Source organism: Streptomyces sp. NPDC007945, assembly GCF_042958885.1.
Lineage (GTDB): Bacteria > Actinomycetota > Actinomycetes > Streptomycetales > Streptomycetaceae > Streptomyces.
This window is the reverse complement of the sequence record NZ_JBIBJV010000005.1, coordinates 497,041-519,002: the sequence shown is the minus strand read 5'-3', so window position 1 is coordinate 519,002 and position 21,962 is coordinate 497,041. Positions and strand designations below refer to the sequence as shown.

The 21,962-nt window shown below is 73.2% G+C and carries 18 protein-coding genes and 1 riboswitch; of the genes, 7 read left to right on the top strand and 11 right to left on the bottom strand.

The window, feature by feature from the left end; genetic code table 11:
* Positions 1-95: 95 nt before the first annotated feature.
* Complete coding sequence (locus ACFZCF_RS19355) at positions 96-1,436, top strand: DUF2252 family protein (RefSeq protein ID WP_391287508.1); 1,341 nt, start codon at positions 96-98, stop codon at positions 1,434-1,436.
* 65 nt (positions 1,437-1,501) lie between these two features.
* Here ACFZCF_RS19355 and ACFZCF_RS19350 read toward each other — a convergent pair whose 3' ends face one another.
* The 11 genes from ACFZCF_RS19350 to ACFZCF_RS19300 form a co-directional block, all read right to left on the bottom strand.
* Entirely contained in the window at positions 1,502-2,893 is a 1,392-nt protein-coding gene (locus tag ACFZCF_RS19350) for an FAD-dependent monooxygenase (protein WP_391287506.1), read from the bottom strand.
* 138 nt (positions 2,894-3,031) lie between these two features.
* Positions 3,032-3,574 (bottom strand): PadR family transcriptional regulator, encoded by a 543-nt coding sequence (locus ACFZCF_RS19345; RefSeq protein WP_388444768.1) that lies wholly within the window; start codon positions 3,572-3,574, stop codon positions 3,032-3,034.
* A gap of 48 nt (positions 3,575-3,622) precedes the next feature.
* Positions 3,623-5,647, bottom strand: a complete 2,025-nt coding sequence (locus tag ACFZCF_RS19340; RefSeq protein ID WP_391287503.1) for an FAD-dependent oxidoreductase — start codon at positions 5,645-5,647, stop codon at positions 3,623-3,625.
* Positions 5,648-6,216: 569 nt separating this feature from the next.
* Positions 6,217-7,059, bottom strand: coding sequence for an ATP-binding cassette domain-containing protein (locus ACFZCF_RS19335; protein WP_391287502.1), 843 nt, complete (start codon positions 7,057-7,059; stop codon positions 6,217-6,219).
* Complete coding sequence (gene cbiQ / locus ACFZCF_RS19330) at positions 7,056-7,805, bottom strand: cobalt ECF transporter T component CbiQ (protein WP_391287501.1); 750 nt, start codon at positions 7,803-7,805, stop codon at positions 7,056-7,058. Before cbiQ ends, ACFZCF_RS19335 begins: the two co-directional genes overlap by 4 nt.
* A gap of 6 nt (positions 7,806-7,811) precedes the next feature.
* The gene (locus ACFZCF_RS19325; RefSeq protein WP_388444754.1) at positions 7,812-8,168 is read right to left on the bottom strand and encodes an energy-coupling factor ABC transporter substrate-binding protein; all 357 of its coding nucleotides are present in this window, start codon (positions 8,166-8,168) and stop codon (positions 7,812-7,814) included.
* The gene (locus tag ACFZCF_RS19320) at positions 8,168-8,866 is read right to left on the bottom strand and encodes an energy-coupling factor ABC transporter permease (protein WP_391287499.1); all 699 of its coding nucleotides are present in this window, start codon (positions 8,864-8,866) and stop codon (positions 8,168-8,170) included. The genes ACFZCF_RS19325 and ACFZCF_RS19320 overlap by 1 nt, the downstream gene beginning before the upstream one ends.
* 28 nt (positions 8,867-8,894) lie before the next feature.
* Positions 8,895-9,117: riboswitch (cobalamin riboswitch) on the bottom strand.
* A 95-nt stretch (positions 9,118-9,212) separates the two neighbouring features.
* On the bottom strand, positions 9,213-9,620 hold the full coding sequence (locus ACFZCF_RS19315; protein ID WP_391287497.1) for a PTS-dependent dihydroxyacetone kinase phosphotransferase subunit DhaM: 408 nt from the start codon (positions 9,618-9,620) through the stop codon (positions 9,213-9,215).
* Positions 9,617-10,186: a dihydroxyacetone kinase subunit DhaL gene (gene dhaL, locus ACFZCF_RS19310; RefSeq protein WP_391287620.1), complete on the bottom strand. Its 570-nt coding sequence runs from the start codon at positions 10,184-10,186 to the stop codon at positions 9,617-9,619. The genes ACFZCF_RS19315 and dhaL overlap by 4 nt, the downstream gene beginning before the upstream one ends.
* Positions 10,187-10,235: 49 nt before the next feature.
* Positions 10,236-11,228, bottom strand: coding sequence for a dihydroxyacetone kinase subunit DhaK (gene dhaK, locus ACFZCF_RS19305; RefSeq protein WP_388444960.1), 993 nt, complete (start codon positions 11,226-11,228; stop codon positions 10,236-10,238).
* 401 nt (positions 11,229-11,629) lie between these two features.
* Positions 11,630-12,403 (bottom strand): glycosyltransferase family 2 protein, encoded by a 774-nt coding sequence (locus tag ACFZCF_RS19300; RefSeq protein WP_388444745.1) that lies wholly within the window; start codon positions 12,401-12,403, stop codon positions 11,630-11,632.
* An 860-nt stretch (positions 12,404-13,263) separates the two neighbouring features.
* Between ACFZCF_RS19300 and ACFZCF_RS19295 the strand changes: the two genes are divergently transcribed.
* The 6 genes from ACFZCF_RS19295 to ACFZCF_RS19270 all read left to right on the top strand — a co-directional run bounded on the left by ACFZCF_RS19295 (position 13,264) and on the right by ACFZCF_RS19270 (position 21,725).
* Positions 13,264-14,379, top strand: coding sequence for an ATP-grasp domain-containing protein (locus tag ACFZCF_RS19295; protein ID WP_391287494.1), 1,116 nt, complete (start codon positions 13,264-13,266; stop codon positions 14,377-14,379).
* Positions 14,380-14,426: 47 nt separating this feature from the next.
* Positions 14,427-15,530 (top strand): hypothetical protein, encoded by a 1,104-nt coding sequence (locus tag ACFZCF_RS19290; RefSeq protein WP_391287493.1) that lies wholly within the window; start codon positions 14,427-14,429, stop codon positions 15,528-15,530.
* A gap of 35 nt (positions 15,531-15,565) precedes the next feature.
* Complete coding sequence (locus tag ACFZCF_RS19285; RefSeq protein ID WP_391287491.1) at positions 15,566-16,858, top strand: hypothetical protein; 1,293 nt, start codon at positions 15,566-15,568, stop codon at positions 16,856-16,858.
* The gene (locus tag ACFZCF_RS19280) at positions 16,855-17,952 is read left to right on the top strand and encodes a class I SAM-dependent methyltransferase (protein ID WP_388444734.1); all 1,098 of its coding nucleotides are present in this window, start codon (positions 16,855-16,857) and stop codon (positions 17,950-17,952) included. The genes ACFZCF_RS19285 and ACFZCF_RS19280 overlap by 4 nt, the downstream gene beginning before the upstream one ends.
* 1,075 nt (positions 17,953-19,027) lie before the next feature.
* Entirely contained in the window at positions 19,028-20,011 is a 984-nt protein-coding gene (locus tag ACFZCF_RS19275) for an alpha/beta hydrolase-fold protein (protein ID WP_391287488.1), read from the top strand.
* Positions 20,012-20,228: 217 nt separating this feature from the next.
* Entirely contained in the window at positions 20,229-21,725 is a 1,497-nt protein-coding gene (locus tag ACFZCF_RS19270; protein ID WP_391287486.1) for a hypothetical protein, read from the top strand.
* Positions 21,726-21,962: the final 237 nt, after the last annotated feature.

The window sequence follows — 21,962 nt, the reverse complement described above, 5'->3', positions numbered from 1 at the left end:
ACCGTGCAGAGTGGCCGAAACCCGCGTGGCGACTTGTAATGGGGACCAGGCGACAGGGCCGGCCGACGCCGGCGGTGGATGAGGGGTGAGGCCGGATGACGACGCCCTCCGAACGCGCCGACCGCGGCCGCGCGGCCCGCAAGCGGGTTCCGCGGTCCTCGCACGGCCGCTGGATACCGAGCTCGCAGCGCCCCGACCCGCTCACCGTCCTGGAGCAGCAGGCCGCCGACCGCCTGCCCGACCTCGCGCCCGTCCGGTACGGACGGATGGCCGCCTCCCCCTTCGCCTTCCTGCGCGGCGCCGCCGCCGTCATGGCCGCCGACCTCGGCGCCACGCGGAACACCGGACTCACCGTCCAGCTCTGCGGTGACGCCCATCTGCTGAACTTCGGCGTCTACGCCTCACCCGAACGGACGCTGCTCTTCGACGTCAACGACTTCGACGAGACCCTCCCCGGCCCCTTCGAGTGGGACGTGAAGCGCCTCGCCGCCAGCGTCGCCGTCGCCGCCCTCCAGAACGGCAGCCCGCGCCCCAAGGCCCACCGGGCCGCGCTCGCCGCCGTCGAGGCGTACCGCACGACGATGCGCCGGCTCGCCGGCCTCGGGGAGCTCGCCGTCTGGTACGAGCGGATCGCCGCCGACGACCTCGCCGCCCTCGCCCGCCCCCGCGAACGCGAGAGGCTCGACCGCAACCTCGCCAAGGCCCGCCGCCGCACCAGCCTCCAGGCCCTCGACAAGCTCACCGCCCGGGACGGCGACGGCGTCCGCCGCATCACCGACGACCCGCCGCTCCTGGAGCGCGTCGCCGACCTCGACCGGATCACCCTCGGCAAGATCTTCGGCGACTACCGCAGCTCGCTCTCCGAGGAGCGCCGCGTCCTCCTCGACCGCTACCGCTTCCGCGACGCCGCCCGCAAGGTCGTCGGCGTCGGCAGCGTCGGCACCCGCTGCTTCGTCGTCCTCCTCGAAGGCCGCGACGAGGGCGACCCGCTGATCCTGCAGATCAAGGAGGCCGCCCGCTCGGTCCTGGAGGCGTACCTCGCGCCGTCCGTCCACCCCCACCAGGGCCGGCGCGTCGTCTGCGGCCAGCGGCTCACCCAGGCCGCCAGCGACATCTTCCTCGGCTGGATGACCGGACCCGAGGAACGCCACTTCTACTGGCGCCAGTTGCGCGACATGAAGGGCTCCGCCGAGGTCGAGACGATGACCCCCGCCCTGCTCCGCGAGTACGCCCGGCTCTGCGGCCGCGCCCTGGCCCGCGCCCACGCGCGCTCCGGCGACCGCATCGCCATCGCCGCCTACCTCGGCTCCTCCGACGTCTTCGACCGTGCCGTCGCCGACTTCTCCCTCGCCTACGCCGCCCAGAACGCCGACGACTACGCCACCCTCGGCGCCGGCATCGCCGCCGGCATGATCACGGCGGCCCCGGGCGTCTGACGGAACGCCGGATCTCGGCCGGTGGGGCGGGCGGCCACGGCCGCCCGCCCCCGGTGGACGAGGGGTCAGGCGTCCAGGCGCAGCGGCGGCTCCGCCGGGGTCTCGGGCACCGGCGCGAAGAGCACCGCGCGGACCAGCGACGGGGCGAAGAGGCTGCTCAGCGGCGCCATCAGGTTCAGCGCCGCCCGGAAGGACGCCCCGACCGCCGGGTCGCCCGCCGCCAGTGCCTGGATCCGCCCCAGATACCAGTCGGCGAAACGGTCGGCCGGCTGGAGGCGGGCCGCGTCGCCCGTGGCACCCGGCATCTTCCGGTCCGCGCCCGCCGAGATCTCCCACGCCTGCCGGGACGCGTCCAGGAGCGCCCGCTGCACCCGGCGCGTGGTCGGGACCCGGCGGGTGTCGGCCAGCGTCCGGCGCAGGGCGACCGCGGCGAGCGCCGCCGTCGTCATGCCCTGCCCGTAGATAGGGTTGAACGCGCACAGCGCGTCGCCGGTGGCGAGGAAGCCGGCCGGTCGGCGGCCCGGACGGTCGTACCTGCGGCGGACGTTGGCGGTCCGCCGGTATCCGTGGACCGGCGTCACCGGCTCCGCGGCGGACACCCAGTCGCTCAGCACCGGGTGCGGCAGCCGCTTCGCGTACGCCTCGAAGGCCTCCTCCTCGGTGGGCGGCGCCTCCCCGCGCAGTCCCGAGAAGGTGACCATGTGGTGGCCGTCGCCCAGCGGCACGATGACCCCGGCGTACGTCTGCCGCGGGCCCGGCACGATGTAGTAGCCCTTCGCGTCGGTGGAAGGCACCCCGTCCGTCGCCCGGTAGATCCGGGAGGCGTAGGCGAGCCCGGTGTCGAGGGTCTCCTCGTGCGGGGCCTCCGCGCCGATCCCCGCCAGCCAGTCCGCTGCCTTCGTCGACCGCCCGGCGGCGTCCACCACCAGGTCGGCGGCGAGGGTGCGGGGCTCCTGCCCGGCGCCCGCGCCTCGCTCGCGGAGCCGCACCCCGGTCACCCGCGCGGCGGTCCCGGTGAGGCCCACCGTCTCGGTGCCGTCGAGGAGTTCGATGCGCGGGTCGGCGAGCACCCGCCGCCGCACCAGCCACTCCAGCTGGGGCCGCGGGCCGCTGTAGAAGTACGCGGAGGCGGGGAAGCGCGTGTACCACTGGCCCGCCTGCCACTGGACCATGTCCGTCGGCATCGCCACCTTCGGCGCGCCCAGTTCCCGCAGTTCGTCCATGAAACCGGGCAGCAGCTCGTCGAGTGCCCGCTGGCCGCCCTCGATCAGCACGTGGAGGTGCCGGCCCTGCGGCACCCCCGGCCGGGCGTCCGGCCCCTCGGGCAGCCGGTCGCGCTCGACGACCGTCACCCGCTCCGCGTGCTCCGCGAGCACCCGCGCCGCCAGCAGTCCGGCGAGACTTCCCCCGATGACCACCGCGTGACGTGCGCCGCGGCGCCCCAAGTCGTCGGCCATACCCGCCCTTTCCTCCGTGGATCACGAACCGGTACCGGTGTCGATACCGACCAGTATCCACGGCGGAGGGGCCGCGCACCGGAGCGCGCCGGGGGCGGAAGGGGGCGGAACGGGCGCGCGGGCCGCGGGGTGCGGGGCTCAGTCCTCCGGGGGTCCGAGCTCCGCCAGCGCGGCCGTCAGCCATTCCACCCAGAACCGTTCCAGGTCGATGCCGCCGCGCAGCACGAGGTGGCGCAGCCGGTCGGGCTCCCCGGTGCGCCGCTCGGGCGGGAAGTCGCGTTCCTCGATGGCCGCGTACTCGTCGAGCTGGGCCCGGTGGAGGGCGAGGTGCCGCTCCAGTTCGGCCCGGAGCCCGGCCGAGCCGACCACCGCGGCGGCCCGCAACCGCAGCAGCAGCGCGGACCGCAGCGGCTTCGGGTCCTCGGCCCTGCCCACCCACTCCCGCAGGAACTCCCGCCCCGCGGGCAGCACTTCGTACTCCTTGCGCTGCCCGCGCACCGGCACGGGGGAGGGCAGGGCCCGGATCTGCCCGGCCTCCTCCAGACGCCCCAGCTCCCGGTAGATCTGCTGGTGCGTCGCCGACCAGAAGTAGCCGATCGACTTGTCGAAGCGGCGCGTCAGTTCGAGGCCCGAGGACGGCTTCTCGAGCAGCGCGGTGAGGATCGCGTGCGGGAGGGACATGCTCGCATCCTAGGTTCGGGCCGCGCGGCGTACGGGCGGGTCAGCGGGTCACAGGGTGGCGGCGAGCCGCGTGCCTTGGTCGATCGCGCGCTTGGCGTCCAGTTCGGCGGCGACGTCGGCCCCGCCGATGAGGTGTGCCGTGCGGCCGGCGGCGACCAGCTCCTCGTACAGCCCGCGCCGCGGCTCCTGGCCGGAGCAGAGGACGATCGTGTCGACCGGCAGGACCTGCGGCTCGCCCTCGACGGTGAGGTGCAGGCCCTCGTCGTCGATCCGGTCGTAGGTGACGCCGGCGACCATGGCGACGCCGCGGTGCTTGAGCTCGGTGCGGTGGATCCAGCCGGTGGTCTTGCCGAGGCCGGCGCCGACCTTGGTGGTCTTGCGCTGGAGCAGGTGGACCTGGCGCGGCGGCGCGTTCCGCTCGGGCTTGCGCAGGCCGCCGCGGTTCTCGTAGGAGGTGTCGACGCCCCACTGGCGGAAGTACGTCTCGGGGTCCTGGCTCGCGCCCTCGCCGCCGTCGGTGAGGAACTCGGCGACGTCGAAGCCGATGCCGCCGGCACCGATGACGGCGACCCGCTCACCGACCGGCGCGCCGTCGCGGAGCACGTCCAGGTAGCTGAGGACGCTGGGGTGGTCCTGGCCCTCGATGCCGGGGTCGCGGGGGGTGACGCCGGTGGCGACGACGACCTCGTCGTAGCCGTCGAGGTCGGCGGCGGAGACGTACGTGTCGAGGCGGACCTCGATGCCGCGCTCGGCGAGCTGGACGCGGAAGTAGCGGAGGGTCTCGTCGAACTCCTCCTTGCCGGGGACCCGCTTGGCGACGTTCAGCTGGCCGCCGATCTCGGAGGCGGCGTCGAAGAGGGTGACCGTGTGGCCGCGCTCGGCGGCCGAGACCGCGCAGGAGAGACCGGCGGGGCCGGCGCCGACGACGGCGATCCGCTTGGCGAGGCGGGTGGGGGAGAGGATCAGCTCGGTCTCGTGGCAGGCGCGCGGGTTGACCAGGCAGGAGGTGATCTTGAGGTTGAAGGTGTGGTCGAGGCAGGCCTGGTTGCAGCCGATGCAGGTGTTGATGGTCTCGGCCCGGCCGGCGGCGGCCTTGTTCACGAAGGCGGGGTCGGCGAGGAAGGGGCGGGCGAGCGACACGAGGTCGGCGCGGCCGTCGGCGAGGATCTCCTCGGCGACGTCCGGGGTGTTGATGCGGTTGGAGGTGACGAGCGGCACGGACACCGAGCCCATCAGCTTCTTCGTCACCCAGGTGTAGGCGCCGCGCGGCACGGAGGTGGCGATGGTGGGGATGCGGGCCTCGTGCCAGCCGATGCCGGTGTTGATGATGGTGGCGCCGGCCGACTCGATCTCCTGGGCGAGCCGGACGACCTCCTCCAGGGTGGAGCCGCCGGGGACGAGGTCCAGCATGGAGAGCCGGTAGACGATGATGAAGTCGGTGCCGACCCGCTCGCGGATCCGGCGCACGATCTCCAGCGGGAAGCGGACCCGGTTCTCGTAGGAGCCGCCCCAGCGGTCCGTGCGGTGGTTGGTGGCGGCGGCGATGAACTCGTTGATGAGGTAGCCCTCGGAGCCCATGACCTCGACGCCGTCGTAGCCGGCCTCCCGGGCGAGCTCGGCGCAGCGGGCGTAGTCCTCGACGGTCTGCTCGACCTCGGCGTCGGTCAGCTCGTTGGGCACGAAGGGGCTGATGGGCGCCTGGATCGGGCTCGGCGCCACCAGGGCGGGGTGGTAGGCGTAACGGCCGAAGTGCAGGATCTGCATCGCGATCCGGCCGCCCTCGGCGTGCACGGCGTCGGTGATCAGCCGGTGCTCGGCCACCTCCTCGGCGGTGGTGAGCTTGGCGCCGCCGTCCCAGGGCCGGCCGGCCTCGTTGGGCGCGATGCCGCCGGTGACGATGAGGCCGGCGCCGCCGCGCGCCCGCTCGGCGTAGAAGGCCGCCATCCGCTCGAAGCCGTGCTCGGTCTCCTCCAGGCCGACGTGCATCGACCCCATGATCACCCGGTTGGGCAGGGTGGTGAAGCCGAGGTCGAGCGGGCTGAGCAGATGCGGGTACGGGGTCGTCGCGGTCACGGGGCGCCTCCTCGCGCAGGGATCGTCGGATCCTGTTGTAGGCGACCCGGCACGAGTTTTGCAACTAGTTGCAGAAGGATCGGGGTGTGATGGTTACTACTCGGTAGAAGGTGGCCGGAAGCCGACGTGATGTGCTCGGTCGATGAGGAAGGCCCCTCGCGGCGGCGCCCGCCGACGACGAGGCACCCCAGCCGACCGCCGAGGTTCTTCGCCGACGGCGCGTCGATCCCCTCCAGCAGGTGCGCCGCGCACTCCCTCGCGCCCACGCGCGAGGGGCCGTCGGGCCGCCGGTCGTCCGGCAGGCAGGAGGGCGCGCCGCCCGGCGAGCCGGGCACCCGGCGCCGCTTCCCGAACCGCTCGCCCGGCTCCCGCACCCGGCCGGACCGGACCACGCCGTACGTGTCGGGCCGAGGCCGCCGTCGGCCTCCTGGTCCTCGGGGCCGAGCGTCACCGTCTCGGGGCGGGCCGACCGCCGAGGTGCGCGGCAGCAGCGTCGGCCCCGTCTCCGGGGCGGCCACCGGCGGCGCGGACCGGCGGGCCGGACCGCGTCCGCCCGCCGCCGGGGACGCTCAGCCCACCCCGTCCAGCAGCACGTCCAGCTCCTCCGCCGTCCGGGGCGCCGGTACGCCCTCCGGCAGCAGGCCCTGGGCCCGCAGCAGCCGGCCGACCGGCACCGCCCACGGGCGGCGCAGCCGGGCCGCGTCCAGCAGCGCGTCGTCCGCGAGGAGCTCCGCCGCCGGGCCGGTGCGCAGACCGGCGGGGGAGAGGACGGCCGCCTCGTCGGCCCAGCGCAGCGCCAGGTCCACGTCGTGCGTCGCCATGACCACCGTCGTGCCCGCCGCCCGCAGCCGCTCCAGGGTCTCCAGGAGCCGTTCCTGGCCGTGCGGGTCCAGGCCCGCCGTCGGCTCGTCCATGATCAGCACCCGGGGGCGCATGGCCACCGCGCCCGCGATCGCCGCCCGCTTCCGCTGCCCGTACGACAGCAGGTGCGTCGGCCGGTCCGCGAGCGCCGTGATGTCCAGCGCCTCCAGCGCCTCGGCCACCCGCAGCCGCACCTCGCGCTCCGGCAGCCCCAGGTTCATCGGCCCGAAGGACACGTCCTGCGCCACCGACGCGGCGAAGAGCTGGTCGTCCGGGTCCTGCACCACCAGCTGCACGGAGCTCCGCAGCCGGGTCAGGCCCTTCCGGTCGTACGCCACCTCCGCGCCGTCCAGGAGCAGCGCCCCGCTCCCGCACCGCAGCCCGCCGCTCAGCAGCCGCAGCAGCGTCGTCTTCCCCCCGCCGTTGCGCCCGAGCAGCGCCACCGCCCGCCCCTCGTGCACGGCGAAGCCGACGTCGGTGAGGACGGCGGGTCCGTCCTCGTACGCGAAACCCGCGCGGACCAACTCCACGACCGGGGTGGGGGCCGTCATGGCAGGAGTCCTTCCAGGACGAGGGTGAGGGCGACGAGCCCCGCGAGGAGGCCGCCCGTCGCCGCGAGGAACGGGCGGGAGACGGGCGCCTCGGGCAGCAGGACCCGCAGGGTGCCGTCGTAACCGCGCCCGGCGAGTCCGCTCTGGAGCCGCTGCGCCCGGTCGAAGGCCCGCACGAAGGAGGTCGCGCCGAGCCCCGCCAGCGAGCGCCACACCGCGGCCCGGGTCGTCGCCCCGAGCCGCGCGGCCTGCGCCTGGCGCACCTTGCCCTGCGCGTCGAGCAGCAGGAACACGATCCGGTACATCACCAGGGCCACGTCCACCACCGGAGCCGGCACCCCGGCGCGCACGAGCCGCGGCAGCACGTCCGACACCGGGGTGGTGAAGGCGAAGAGCAGCACGCCCAGCGAGGCCGAGGCCGTCCGCAGCAGCAGTTCCCCCGCGTGCGCCGGGCCGTCCGGCGCCCAGGCGACGAGACCGCCGGACCCGCCCACCGAGAACAGCAGCGGAACGGCACCGGTGACGCAGAAGCCCAGCGGGATCCGGAACGCCCGCCACAGCTGCCGGCCCGGCACACCGGCCGGCCCGAGCAGCACGGCGAGAGTGGCCGCCGCGACCAGGGGAGCCCCCGGCCAGGGCGGCAGGCACACCGCGCACAGGGTCAGGCCGAACCCGAGGACGGCCTTCTCCGCCGGATGGCGGCGGCGCCAGCGGCTGCTGTGCGCCGCCGCGTCGATCGGCAGCATCGGCGGCTACGCGTCCTTCTCCGCGCCCGTGGCGGGCGCGCCGCCGCCGCTCCGGGCCGCCGCCCGCTCCTCGCCCTGCCGCCGTCCGCGCCGCAGCCCGAAGTAGTAGGCGAGGACGCCGGCGCCGAGCGCCGCCTGGAGCGCGAACAGCGCCGACTCGATCTCACCGGACGGCGGTTCGTACAGTGGCGAGAACCACGGCTCGTAGTCCGGCTCGATCTCCGTGATCGCCGTCTCCGCCTCGGCGTCGGCACCGGTGAAGGGTTCCTCCTTGTGGTCGCCGAGCCCCAGCGCCAGCGGCAGCACGGCCAGCGCCGCGACCAGCAGGAGCAGCAGACCGTTGATCTTCGCGTTCCTGCTCATCACGCCGCCGCCTCCTCGCGCCGCTCCGCCGGCTTCGACGCGGCGAGCACGCCGAGCCGCAGCAGGTCGCCCTTGCTGGACTGGGTGAGCAGCCGCATCACCAGGACGGTCAGCAGCCCCTCGCTCACCGCGAGCGGGATCTGCGTCACCGCGAAGATCCCGCCGAACTTGGCGAGCGACCCCGCGACGCCGCTGCCCGGGTCGGGGAAGGCGAGGGCCAGCTGGACGCTGGTCACGCAGTAGGTGGAGAGGTCGGCGACGAACGCGCCGGCGAACACCGCCACCATCAGCGGCGCCCCGAACCGCCTGACCAGCAGGTACGTGCCGTATCCGGCCCACGGGCCGACGATCGCCATGGAGAAGACGTTGGCGCCGAGCGTGGTCAGCCCGCCGTGGGCGAGCAGCAGCGCCTGGAACAGCAGGGTGATCGTGCCGAGCACCGCCATGATCGGCGGCCGGAACAGGATGGCGCCGAGCCCCGTGCCCGTCGGGTGGGAGCAACTGCCCGTCACCGAGGGCAGTTTGAGGGCGGACAGGACGAACGTGAAGGCACCCGCGGCACCGAGCAGCAGGGTGGACTCGGGGTTGGCGCGCACCTCGCGGGTGAGCGCGCGGACGCCGTGGACGACGAACGGAGCCGACGCGACGCCCCAGGCGGCCGCGTGGACGGGGGGTAGATACCCCTCGGCGATATGCATGATCGGGAGACCCTCTCCAGCACCTCGTGGATGGACAACGCGCCCTGGCCGGTCTCCTGGCTGACGGTAGTGCCGCCCGACTCCGCCTTCCCACCCCGCGACGGTCTCCCGCGGCGGAGCAGTGGCTTCCCCGAGGGGATGGAGCCGGACCTCCCGATCACAGTGGCGAGGGCCGCACCGGTACTGCACCGGTTTCCCGAACACCAAGGCCCTGTGACATTAGTGTGTTGACCTGCTTCATCACAATGCGGGGTCGGTCACTCGCGCTCCGGAGCACCGACCCCGCCGCCCCCGCTCGGCCCCTCCCCGCACGCCCCGACGGCCCCAGCCGGTCGGCGCCGGGCGCTCAGGTCTTGCGGTAGCCGTACGCCTCCGAGGCCGCGGCGGCGACCGCGTCGAGGTCGCCGCCCGCGCTCGCCGTCACCAGGGCGGCCACCGCGCCCTCGACGAAGGGGGCGTCCACGAGCCGGGCCCCCGCCGGGAGTTCGTCGCCCTCCGCGAGGAGCGCCTTCACCGTCAGGACCGCGCTGCCCAGGTCCACCAGGAGCGCCACGCCGGCGCCCGCGTCGACGGCCTTCGCCGCCGCGGTGATCAGCGCGGAGCTCGTACCCAGGCCGCCGCCGGGGAGGCCGCCGGCCGCCGCCACCGGCGCCAGGTCACCGCCGCCCGCGAGCCCGCGGGCCAGCTCCGCGACGGCGTCGGCGACGGCCGCGCTGTGCGAGACGAGCACGATCCCGACCCTGTCCCCGCTCATCCGGCCGCCACCTCCTCCAGGGCCGCGAACAGCAGAGCCGACGATGTCGCCCCCGGATCCTGGTGTCCGACCGAGCGTTCACCGAGATAGCCGGCCCGGCCCTTCCGGGCGCGCAGCGGCACCGTCGCGAGCGCGCCCGCCTCCGCCGCGGACCGCGCGGCCGCGAACGACTCGCGCAGCGACTCCGCGGCCGGGGTCAGCGCGTCCAGCATCGTCTTGTCGCCCGGGACCGCCCCGCCCAGCTGCCCGACCGCCGCGACCCCGGCCGCCAGCGCGTCCGCCAGCTCCGCCCGCGACACCTCGCCGGCCTCGCCGAGCGCCTTCCCGGCGCGCCGCAGCAACGTCCCGTACAACGGCCCCGATGCCCCGCCCACGGTCGCGATCAGCAGCCCGCCGGCGGTGACGAGGACCGCGCCCGGGGTCGCGGGCGGCTCCTTCGCCAGCGCGTCGGCCACGGCGGCGAACCCCCGCTTCAGATTGGCCCCGTGGTCCGCGTCGCCGATCGCCGCGTCCAGGTCGGTGAGCCGTCCGGCCTCCCGGGCCACGGCCGCCGCGACGCCCTCCATCCACCGCACCGCGAAAGCGGCGCCGTACGCCTCCGTGCTCGTCACCGGCTCACCGTCCCCAGCGCAGCGCGGGCGTGGCCACCGGCGCGTCCCACAACCGCAGCAGCTCCTCGTCGGCGGCGCACAGGGTGACCGAGCAGCCCGCCATGTCGAGCGAGGTCACGTAGTTCCCGACCAGCGTGCGCGCCACCGGCACCCGCCGGGCGTCCAGCACGCGCCGCACCTCCGCGTTGAACCCGTACAGCTCCAGGAGCGGCGTCCCGCCCATCCCGTTCACCAGCAGCAGCACCGGGTCCGAGGGCCGCAGGTCGTCCAGGACGGCGTCGACGGCGACCTCGGCGATCTCTCCCGCGGTCATCATCCCGCGCCGCTCCCGCCCCGGCTCCCCATGGATCCCGACCCCCAACTCCAGCTCGCCCGGCGGCAGATCGAAGGTGGGACCGCCCTTCGCGGGCGTGCTGCACGCACTCAGCGCCACCCCGAACGACCGCGACCGCGCCACCACCCGCCGCGCCAGGGCCTCCACCCGCTCCAGGGGCGCGCCCTCCTCGGCCGCCGCCCCGGCGATCTTCTCCACGAACAGCGTGGCCCCGGTCCCGCGCCGCCCCGCCGTGTACAGGCTGTCCGTCACGGCCACGTCGTCGTCCACGAGCACCTTGGCGACCTGGATGCCCTCGTCCTCGGCGAGCTCGGCGGCCATCTCGAAGTTCAGCACGTCCCCGGTGTAGTTCTTCACCACGAACAACACCCCGGCACCGCTGTCCACGGCCGCCGCCGCCCGCACCATCTGCGTCGGCACCGGCGACGTGAACACCTCTCCGGGGCAGGCCCCGTCCAGCATCCCCGGCCCCACGAACCCCGCGTGCAACGGCTCGTGTCCCGACCCGCCCCCGGAGACCAGCGCCACCTTCCCGGCCACCGGCGCGTCCCGCCGCACCACCACCCGCTGCTCGACGTCCACGGTCAACTCCGGATGAGCCGCGGCAAGCCCCCGCAGCCCATCGGCCACCACGGTCTCCGGCACATTGATCAGCATCTTCACGCGTACCTCCTGGCGGTCGTCGGACGGGCGAGCGAGCCGGGCGTCTTCGAGCGGGCGCGACACGGCTCGATTATCGACGCGGAGGTGCGAGCGCGCACCGGTGCGCACCGGCCGGTGTCGGCGGGTGCGACCGTGGGACAGCCGTCCGAGGGGCATCGCCGACAGGGACGGCCGGGCGTGCGGCCGACGGCCGGGGCGTGGGCTGCGACCGGGGCGGGGGTGTGGTGTACGGGGAAGGGCGGCCGACCGGGGCGGTCACGGACGGGGCGGTCACGGTGGCGGTCACGGCCGGGACGGACACGGCCGGTGTGCGTGACCCTCGACCGGCGCGGGTGGCAGGCGCCGGTGCCCGGGCCGCCCCGCAGGGGCCGGTGGTCCACCGGCTCCGGCGCGGCGAGGGGTCAGATCCGGGAGTTCCGCAGAGACTGCCACGCCGCGCCGGCCAGCGCGCGCGCCGACCGGGGGACCGACAGGTGCTCGTGCTCGCGGTACAGCTCCCAGTTGTACTTGATCAGGGACGCCTTGTTGGAGGACAGGGAGTTCGCCTGGTGGGCCCGGTAGACCGCGAGCGGCTCGACCAGGCCGCGGGCGTCCGCGCCGTCCCGCATGATCGACAGCCAGAGGGCGTAGTCCTGGCGCTTGCGCATCTCCGGCATCAGCCTCGTGCCCAGAACCCTGCGGTCGTACATGGCGGTGAGGGCGCCGATGTAGTCCCGGACCAGCATCGCGCGGTAGTCCACGTGCTCGCGCGCGCGGATCACCCGCCCGTTCGGCACCCAGTCGGTGCTCTCGCCGGCGTGGTCGGCGTCCATCTTGTAGTACGAGGTGAACGTCAGCGGCGCCGTGCCCTCGGCGGCGAAGGCGAGCTGCTTCTCGGTCTTCTCCGGGAGCCACATGTCGTCGCTGTCGAGGAAGGCGATGTAGTCGCCCCGGGCCCGCGAGATCGCGAGGTTGCGGGCGCGGCCCGCGCCGCCCCGCTCGGGCGCCGACTGCGGCAGGACGCGCTCGTCCTGCTCGGCGAACTCCCGGAGCAGGTCCATGGAGCCGTCGGAGGACTGGTCGTCGGTGACCAGCAGCTCCACGTCGCTGTGCGTCTGCGTCAGCACCGACCGGACGGCCGCGCCAAGAGTGGCCGCCGAGTTGTACACGGGCATCACGACCGACACCAGGGGCACAGCACTTCTCCTTGCATGACCAGGAACGACGGTCTATTCAAGCACTGCGGCGGAGCGACGGCCGCCACCCCTCCCCACGGGGTCGGCCCGTGGGGAGGGACCGGCAGCGGGACCGGCACCGGCACCTCCTACGACACCGGCACCGGCACCTCCGACGACACCGGCACCGCTTCGGAATCGGTTTCGGCCAGTTCTGCTCGTCGGTGGGTTCCACCGTCACGACCACCGACGGCCGTCCGGCGCGGTGCTTCATGGGCCAGGACGGCGCCGCTCGACCGGGGTACCGCTCCGGCCGGGCGGGCGCGCCGGGGCGGAGCGCGGTCGGCCGGGACGTCGGCGGGTGCGGGTCGTCCCCCTCGTCTTCCCAGGTCAATAGGGTGTCTGCGCGGAGACGCGGGACGCCGTGAGACCTATTGTCTGCTACACGTATTCGCCCTTCCGTCAGCGCCCCACAAGGCGCCGCTCTTTTTTCGCCACGTCTGAAAACGATCGCTTGCACGCCCCGTAGGGCGCGGCTACGCTCTGGCGGCGGAAGGGGAGAATGGGCATGGGGGAATTAAAATGAGGCGCAGCTAGAGACAATCATGGATCGCTGCTGCCGCGTCCCGGCGCCCCCTCGGCATTGAATTCCGCACTCGTCTCCGACCCGATGACGTGCGAAGACGCCGAGTGAATCCCAGTATTTCTGAACCCATGGAAGATGGGGAAAATCTGTGCACTCCAAGGAATATGTACTCCTGCTCGGCGCCGACCAGTATCTCCGGGAACGGGCCTTTTCGGGAGCGAAGCAGATTACCGATCTTCCTGTGTGGGCGGCCTCGGAAGACGCCGTGCGCAAGCGGAATCGCACATTCGACAATATGCTGTCGGCCGATCCCAAGGACCCGGAATCCCTGCTGAGCGCCATCCGCGCGGAGGCCGCCAGGGGCTGGACCCCCAAGGTCGTCGTCCCGCTGAACGACTGGACGGTGGATTCGGCGAACGCCGTCAACCGCGCCCTGGGTCTCGGCGGACTGGGCGTCGACGCGGTGAACAACGCCCGGAACAAGCACGCCATGAAGCGGGCCCTCCTCGACGCCGGCGTGAGGACGCCCCGCTCCCTTCTCGTGGAGTCCGAGGAGGAGTTGCTGGAGGCCCTCGACGCCGTCGGCCTGCCCGTCGTCATCAAGCCGTACGACTTCGGGGGCAGCGGCGGGGTCGTCCTGGCCACGACCCGCGAGGAGGCCGTCGCCGGTCTCGCGGAGTCCAAGGCCGTCATCGCCCAGTACGGATCGTCCTTCAACATCCTCGGCGACAAGTACCTCGTCGAGCAGTTCGTCGACTCCGACGACGAGGTGTCCGTCGAGGTCCTGTGCGGCGCGGGCCGGGCCCGGGTCCTCGCCGTCACCGAGAAGTACCTCTCCCCGCGGCCCTGGTTCGCCGAGACCGCGCACCTGGTGCCGAGCCACCGCACCGACGACCCCGAGCTGAACGACCTCGCCGTCCGGGCCTGCGTCGCGCTGGGCGTCGACCGGGGCCTTGCCCACGTGGAGATCAAGTTCGCCGCGGACGGGACGCCCTGGGTGATCGAGGTGGCCGCCCGCCCGGGCGGCGACGGCATCATGGACCAGGTCGAGCGCGCCTACGAGCTCAACCCCTACCGGGTCCACGTCGGTTCGTACCTCGGCGAGGACCTGTTCGACGTCGTCGCCGCCGCGGCGCCCGTCAGGACCTCGGCCATCGCCTTCCTGAAGGCCCGGGAGGGCCGCATCCAGGACGTGCTCGAAGGGAAGCCGCTGCCGCCCGAGGTGCGCAGCCTCAACATCAGCGCCAAGAGCGGCGACCTCTCCCAGAGCGCCAAGAACTGGAGCAACAGGGAGGGCCTCGTCGAACTCGACTGGGACCGGCTCTTCGACGAGAAGACCTCCCTCCCGGTCGACGTGGCGAAGGAGCTGGCCGACCAGATCTTCGTCGTCGACGAGGCGGCGGGGGAGTGAGTCGGTACACGCTCTACTCCGGTCTCTACCGGTTCTTCAGCGGGGTCGTGCTGCTCCTGCTGAACTGGCACATCGCGTCGGCGCAGGACGGCGGGTACGACGTGCTCGCCGTCTCCACCGCCCTGTCGTTCGTGCCGGCCGTCTTCGTCCCGTCGCTGATCCGCTTCGTGCCGATCGCCGGCGGGGCCCGGATGACCGCCGCGGGGCTCGCGGGCGTCGCCCTGACGCTCCTGGTGATCGCGGCGGGCTACAGCCACGTCCAGGCCGTCGTCGCCCTGAACTTCGTCCTCTGGATCTTCTTCTTCTACCTGGAATCGGCGTGGGAGGTCTGGTTCAACGACGAGGCGTCCGGCCTCGACGGCGACGCCCTGCGCAGATCCAGCTCGCTGACCATGACCGTCAACCAGGTCGCGCTCATGGTGGGCCCGCTGTTCGCCCCCCTGTTCACGCGGGTGGTCCGGGCCGAGTGGGTGCTGGTCGTCTGCGCCGCCCTGTTCGCCGTGGTGGCGGTCCTGAGCCTGGGGGTCCAGCGGGCCGCCGCCTCCCCCGCGGAGCAGGCGGCGCGGGAGGCCAGGCCGAGGATCACGGGCGGCCTCGGCGTCCTCTACCTCCTCGCCTTCATGTTCGTCTGGCCCATCCTGGGGACGTTCAACTTCATGCTGCCCCTGCAGGTGCTGGCCAACGGCGGGAGCATGCTCACCGTCGGCATCCTGGACATGCTCCTCGGTATCGGAATGGCCGTTGCCGGAACGTTCCTGCATCGCTTCGCGAAAAACCCCGGGCTGCGCTGGATTCTCATGGGAGCCGCCGCCGCGGTCGTCGCCGCCATGGCGATCTGGCTCTTCTTCCCCGCATTCGGGGTGCCGCAGTCCATCGCCATCTTCATCCTCGGGTGCGCCTTCGGATCACTGCGGGTGATTCTGCGCTCGGAAGCGGCATCGAATTTCTCGCCGCAACAGGTCGGGGCCATCGTGGCCCATGCGAACGCCTATTCGCTCATCCTGCTCTCGGCGGTCCTGGCGGGCGGAAGGTACGTCGCCTCCCACATCTGGCTGGCCCCGTTCGCCCTGACGCTGTTGCTTGTTCTCTCATTCCACCGGATCCACGCAGTCCAAGGCCGTCGACTCATTCCGAGTGAGGTGTCCGAATGACAGTGATGCACGATTCCCGAGGCGTTCCGCATCTTGTGGAACAACCGGCGGACATGGAGGTCGTCGAGAAGGCGACCGTCCAACTCGTCTCCATGAAACTGGACCACGAGCGATGTCGCAGGTACGCGCGATCCACCCCGCCCCTGGCGCTCATGCTCGCCGTCGACCTGCTGTGCTCCATGGAGCGCCCCTCGGCCATGGAGGCCGCGCGGATCTGCGACTCCCTGAGCGAGACCGACCCGGCCGAGCCGCGCACCCGGGCCATGCTCTCCGCCCTCGGCTCCTGGGCGGCCGGCGACCTGGTGACGGCCAGGAACGGCTTCCAGACCCTCGTCGACACGTACCCCGGCGACGCCGTGTCCGTCTACGCGGCGCACATGCTCGACTTCTACCTCGGCGACGCCCCGCACATGCTGGCCTCGATCGAGGCCGCCATCGGCCGGTTCACGGACGACGACCCCGTCACCGGCTACCTCATCGGCCTCCACGGCTTCGCCCTGGAGGAGAACGGCCTCATCACGGCGGCCATCGAGCGCTGCGGGGTCGCGCTGGAGGCCCACGCGGACGACATCTACGCCATGCACGCCCTGGTGCACTGCCTGTACGAGACGGGCCGGCACGCAGAGGGCGCCCGCTACATCCAGGACTACATGCGCGGCAGGGACGCCTCCACGCCCATGCGCATCCACGTCTGGTGGCACTACGCCCTCTTCGAGCTGTACGCGGACCGGGTCCAGGACGTCCTGGCGTGCTACCGCATCGGCATCCGCCGCAAGACGTCCGCGCGCTCGGCCGAGGACCTGGACGCCGTGACGCTGCTCTGGCGGCTCGCCCTCGTCAGGCCGTCGCTCGACCTTTCCGCGTACTGGCAGTCGCTCTACGAGGACTGGAAGCCGTACACGGACGAGAACTGGTACCTCTTCAACGACTTCCACGCCTACCTCACCTACTGCCAGGTCGGCGACCACGGGCGCGCGGACTCCCTCCTGGAAGCGGTCCTGTCCCGGCGCGAGAAGGTGTCCGAGGAGATGGTCGACATCTTCCTCGGCTTCCGCTCCTTCACCACCGGCGACTACGCCGACGCCGCGGCCCGCCTGGCCCGGTCCTTCCGCCACTCGTCCGAGATGGGCGGCAGCAACGCCCAGCGCGACGTCATCGAGATGACCGGCATCGAGGCCGCCCTGCGCTCCCGGAACTACGAACTCGCGCGCCACCTGCGCGACTCCGGCCGGATCTTCCGGCACCAAGGCCCCGTCATCCAGCGCTACGAAGAGCGCCTGGCGGAACTGCGCACATCCGAGAACCATTCACAGGGGGTACTGACGTGAGCCTTTACCAGGCGATATCCGACGAGATCGCGCCCGAGGGCATGCAGCTGACCGCGATCCCGCTCCAGGACCGCAAGACCGTGTGGCAGCTCGACGGCACGGCCGGTTTCGTCGCCAAGGTGACCCAGGGACGCGCGGCGATCTTCCGGTGCGAGAAGGCCGCCGCGATCACCCTGGAGACACTCAAGGAGTGTTGTGCGCCCTTCGGGGTCGGCGAACCGGTCGAGTGCGGCGAGTCGCAGTACCTGCTCGCGATCGGCCTGGTCGACGACACGGCGCTGATGGTGCTCGGCGGGGAGGCCGACGTCACGGCCTCGCCGGTCGAGTTCTCGCCCACCAGCGACGACGTGCGGAACATCGTCGGCTCGATCGACGACTACTACTTCGGCTACGAGGACCGCTACCGGACCGTGTACGAGCACGGCGCCGAGCTCTGGGAGTCGGAGGAGCCGAACGCCTCGCTCCTCCAGCTGATGGGGGAGCGTCCGGAGATCTTCTCCCAGCGGATCATCGACCTCGGCTGCGGCGAGGGCCGCGACTCGCTGTACCTCCTGTCCCAGGGGCACCAGGTCGTCTCGGTCGACGTGTCGCACTCGGCCCTCTCCCGGGCCCGTGAGCGGGCCGCGGCCGCGAACCTGGACCCGTCCGGGTTCATGGAGCGCGACATCATCTACCTCCGCGGCTTCGAGGAGGGCAGCTTCGACCTGGCCATGAACATGGGCTGCCTCCACATGCTCGTGGACGACGCGCAGCGCGCCGGCCACATCTCCCGCGTCTTCGAGATCCTCCGCCCGGGCGGTCACTTCGTCGTGGACCACTGCGCGAGCGACTGGGGCAAGGGCTTCTTCTCCATCCCGGACTACGAGGAGGTCGCCGCCGACCTCGTGCCCGGCCGCGTGATCCCCCGGAAGATCCGGGTCGCGGACGGCGAGAAGAACATCGGCCTGGAGGTCCTGCCCTACGCGGAGCGCGAGGGCGACGCCCTGGTCGAGGAGATCCGGCGCCACGGCTTCACCCTGGTGAGCAGCACGCACACCGACACGGAGGCCTTCGGCGCCTCGACACTGCTCCTCTTCCAGAAGCCGGAGGCGTGACGCGGATGGTTTGACCGATGCGTCGGGTGCGACGTCGATGGTCTGACCGGGTCGTCGGGGCGTGGCGTCGAGGGTACGACCGGGTCGTGGGGGCGTGGCGTCGAGGGTACGACCGGGTCGTCGGGGCGTGACGTTGTGATGGTCTGGCCCGGCCGTCCAGGCGTGACTCCGGCGGCCTGACCCAGCCGTCGGGGCCTGACTCCGGCGGCCTGACCCAGCCGTCGGGGCCTGACTCCGACGGCCTGACCCGGTCGCACCCGTCCATGCGGCGGCCCCCGGCACGCCTCGGGAGCGCCGCCGCACGGGCACGTGCCACTCGGCAGCCCGAGGGGCGGGCGGACCCGTCCGCGGCCGTGGTGCGGCCGGCCGCCCCGGTGCGGCGGCGCGGAGCCGGGCGTCGCGCTGGTCCGACGGCGCCGCGCGTACGAGGGCTCACGCAGGGGCGAGCGGATCGTCCTGCGGGCGCGGCGGATCCTCGCCGACCGCGACGCCCGGACGAGCGGGGTCACCGCCCCGCGCGGTGGTCTGACCGGCCGGTTGCGGACGCGGCGGGGTCCCCACCGCGTCCGGCGCCCTCGCCCAGCCGACCGGCTCCTTCTGGGCGGAACACCCCCTGGTCACGGTGGGGTGCGGGCGGACCTCCGCTCCGAGGACGTCCTCCGGCACGAGCGTCGTCCCGCACGTCCGGTTGCACGTCCTCGGAGTGCCGTACGGCATGCGAGCGGTCCCCGTGGCGAGGCCGCCGGACCGGACGGTACCGGTCGGCCTCGTCGTCGCGGCCGGAAACCGGGCCCGGTCAGGGCCCGCGCCTTCGCCACGGTCGCGCGACGGACCGACACGACCGCGGCCCCTCGAAGGACTGTCCGCCCCCTGACGAAGCCGCAGGCGCCACCGCCCCCACCCCCGCATGGCCCTAGCTCACCGGCTTCGGTGTGTCAGTCCGTAACCTTCCGGGTCCCGGCCCGCCCGTCCGATTGCTAGCTTCCGGACCGTTCGACCGTACGGTCCGGGGCGGGGCGGGGCGCGAGCCCCGGCGCCCTCCGGGCCTTTCCACGTTCTCGACCCGGAGGTCACGTTGGGCGCGCAGCATCCCTCGCGCAGGAACATCCTCAAGTCCGTGGGCGGCCTGTCGGCCGCCTTGGCCCTGGGCGGTGCGGGCGTCGTCGCCGCGGCCGGGCCGGCCGCCGCCGTCGGGGACGGCTTCGGACTGCGGATCGTGGAGCGCGGCGAGGCCGACCACCGCATGTGGTACTACCGGTTCTCCACGAGCGCCATCGGCTGGAACCCCGCCGTGAACGTGCTCCTGCCCGACGACTACCACTGGAGCGGCCGCCGCTATCCCGTGCTGTACCTGCTCCACGGCGGCGAGCAGGACTTCATCACCTTCGACCGCGAGGGCGTCCGAGCCTGGACCGCGGGCAAACCGATCATCGTCGTGATGCCCGACGGCGGGCGGACGGGCTGGTACTCCAACCCGGTCAGCTCCAACGTCGGCCCGCGCAACTGGGAGCACTTCCACATCGCGCAGCTGATCCCCTGGATCGACGCCAACTTCCGCACCTACGCCGAGTACGACGGCCGTGCCGTCTCCGGCTTCTCCATGGGCGGTTTCGGCGCCCTGAAGTACGCGGCCAAGTACTACGGCCACTTCGCCTCGGTCAGCTCCCACTCGGGCCCGGCCAGCCTCCGCCGCGACAACGGCATGGTGGTCCACTGGGCCAACGCCACCTCGGCGGCGCTCGAACTGGGCGGCGGCACGGTCTACGGCGCGCCGTTCTGGGACGAGGCGCGCGTGAGCGCCGACAACCCGGTCCAGCGCATCGAGAGCTACCGCCACAAGCGGGTCTTCCTGGTCGCCGGCACCAGCCCGGACCCGGTCAACTGGTTCGACTCCGCCAACGAGTCCCATGTCCTCTGGGGCCAGCGGGAGTTCCGCTCGCTCCTCGGGAACGCGGGCATCCCGCACGAGTGGCACGAGGTCCCGGGCGGCCACTACATCCGCCACGACATGATGCAGCGCGACATCGACGGCATCATCGGCCGGCTCCGCAAGGCGTGAGTCCCGGTGCGCGGCGCGCCCGAGCGGCGGGCCGCGCACCCCTCCACCCGTGCCGACCGACGGACGACCGACCGATGGGCGACGTTCCGACGGACCGCGGCCGTTCCGGACGCTGCGACGGGCCAAGGGGGTTCAGCCGCTCAGACAGTCCGACGGGACACGGAAGTTCCGCCGCACCGATGTCACGACGTACCACCCCACCCCAAGGAGACCGCAGGTGACGAGCGTTCGACGCCCCGCAGCGGGCGGCCCCCGGCCCTCCCGACGCCGTGCTCCGCACCGGATCGCCGTGTCGGCCCTCACCTCGCTGCTCCTCGCCGCCGGCGCGCTCGCCGGCGCGTCCCCGGCGCACGCCGCCGCGAGCGATCTGTGCGCCCAGGTCGGCCACCAGGCGGGTTTCCGGGGCGACGCGCTGGTGACCGCCGTAGCCGTGGCCCTCGCCGAGTCCGGCTGCGATCCCCTGGCGTCCAACACGCAGAACAACTCCCCGGCCTCCACGGACCGCGGCCTGTGGCAGATCAACGACTACTGGCACCGCGAGGTCGACGACGCCTGCGCCTACGACGCGCAGTGCAACGCGCACGCCGCCTTCGCCATCTCCTCCGGCGGGACGAACTGGCAGCCCTGGTCCACCTACAACCAGGGCCTGCACGAGCGGCACATGGGCGAGGCGAGGGCCGCGGTCGACCGCCTCGGGCACCCGGGTGAGCCGGGACCGGCTCCGGTCGTGTACCCGGCCGACTCGGGCCGGGTGGTCTCCGCCCGGTCGGCGGACGGCCGCCTGGAGGTGTTCGCCGCGGGCGCCGACGGCGTGCACCACGCGTGGCAGGTCGAGGTGAACGGCGCCTGGTCGGCGTGGGAGCCGCTGCGCGGCCCGGCCGGCGCGGAGCTGGCCGTCGCGCCGAACGCGGACGGCCGCCTGGAGCTCTTCGCGATCGACGGCGACACCTTCCAGCACCGGTACCAGCTGTCGCCGTCCGGCGGCTGGTCGGGCTGGGAGGCGTTCGGCGGGGGTGGCGAGGACGCGGCCGCGGGGGTGAACGCGGACGGCCGGATCGAGGTGTTCGCGTCCGGGCCGACGGGGTTGTTCCACAAGTACCAGACGGCGCCGAACGGCGGCTGGTCGGACTGGGAGCCGACCGGCGGCGGACCGGCGGGCGCCCGGGTGGAGATGGAGAAGTCCCGCGACGGGCGCCTTGAGGTCTTCGCCCTCAACGGGGACGTCTTCCAGCACCAGTACCAGACCTCGCCGAACGGGGGCTGGTCGCGGTGGGACACCTTCGGCGGCGGCGGGCACGACCTGACCGTCGACCACAACGCCGACGGCCGGATCGAGGTCTTCGCCTCCGGTCCGGCCGGTGTCTTCCACAAGTACCAGACGGCGCAGACGAGTTGGTCGGACTGGGAGCCGACGGGCGGCCCCGCGGACGCGCGGCTCACCAGCGAGCGCGGTCCGGACGGGCGGGTCGAGGTCTTCGCGATCAACGGCAGCACCGCCGCGCACTCCTGGCAGACGGGGGTCAACGCCCCGTACAGCCCCTGGGAGACCTTCGGCACCGGCGGCACGGAGGTCGCCGCCGCGGCGAACGCCGACGGCCGCATCGAGCTCTTCGGGACCAACCCCACCGGGACCTTCCACCGGTGGCAGACCGGCTTCTCCACCTGGTCCGCCTGGGGCTGGGTCAACGACTCCGCGGGACCGGGACTCGACTGACCCGCGGCCGACCGACGGGCGGACCCGCCTCCGCGCCCCCTCCGCACGGGCCGTGGACGACCCGCGCCGACGCCCCCACCCTCGCCGTCGCCCTCGATCCGCTTTCACCCCCTGCCCCCGCTCACCACGGAGGAGCACCTGCGGGCGCCGCACGTTGTGGGCGCTCCGGTCCCCTGAGCGGGGGTCATCGCCGGTCCCGACGTACGGATCGCGCCACGTCATGGGCCCTGGACGGGC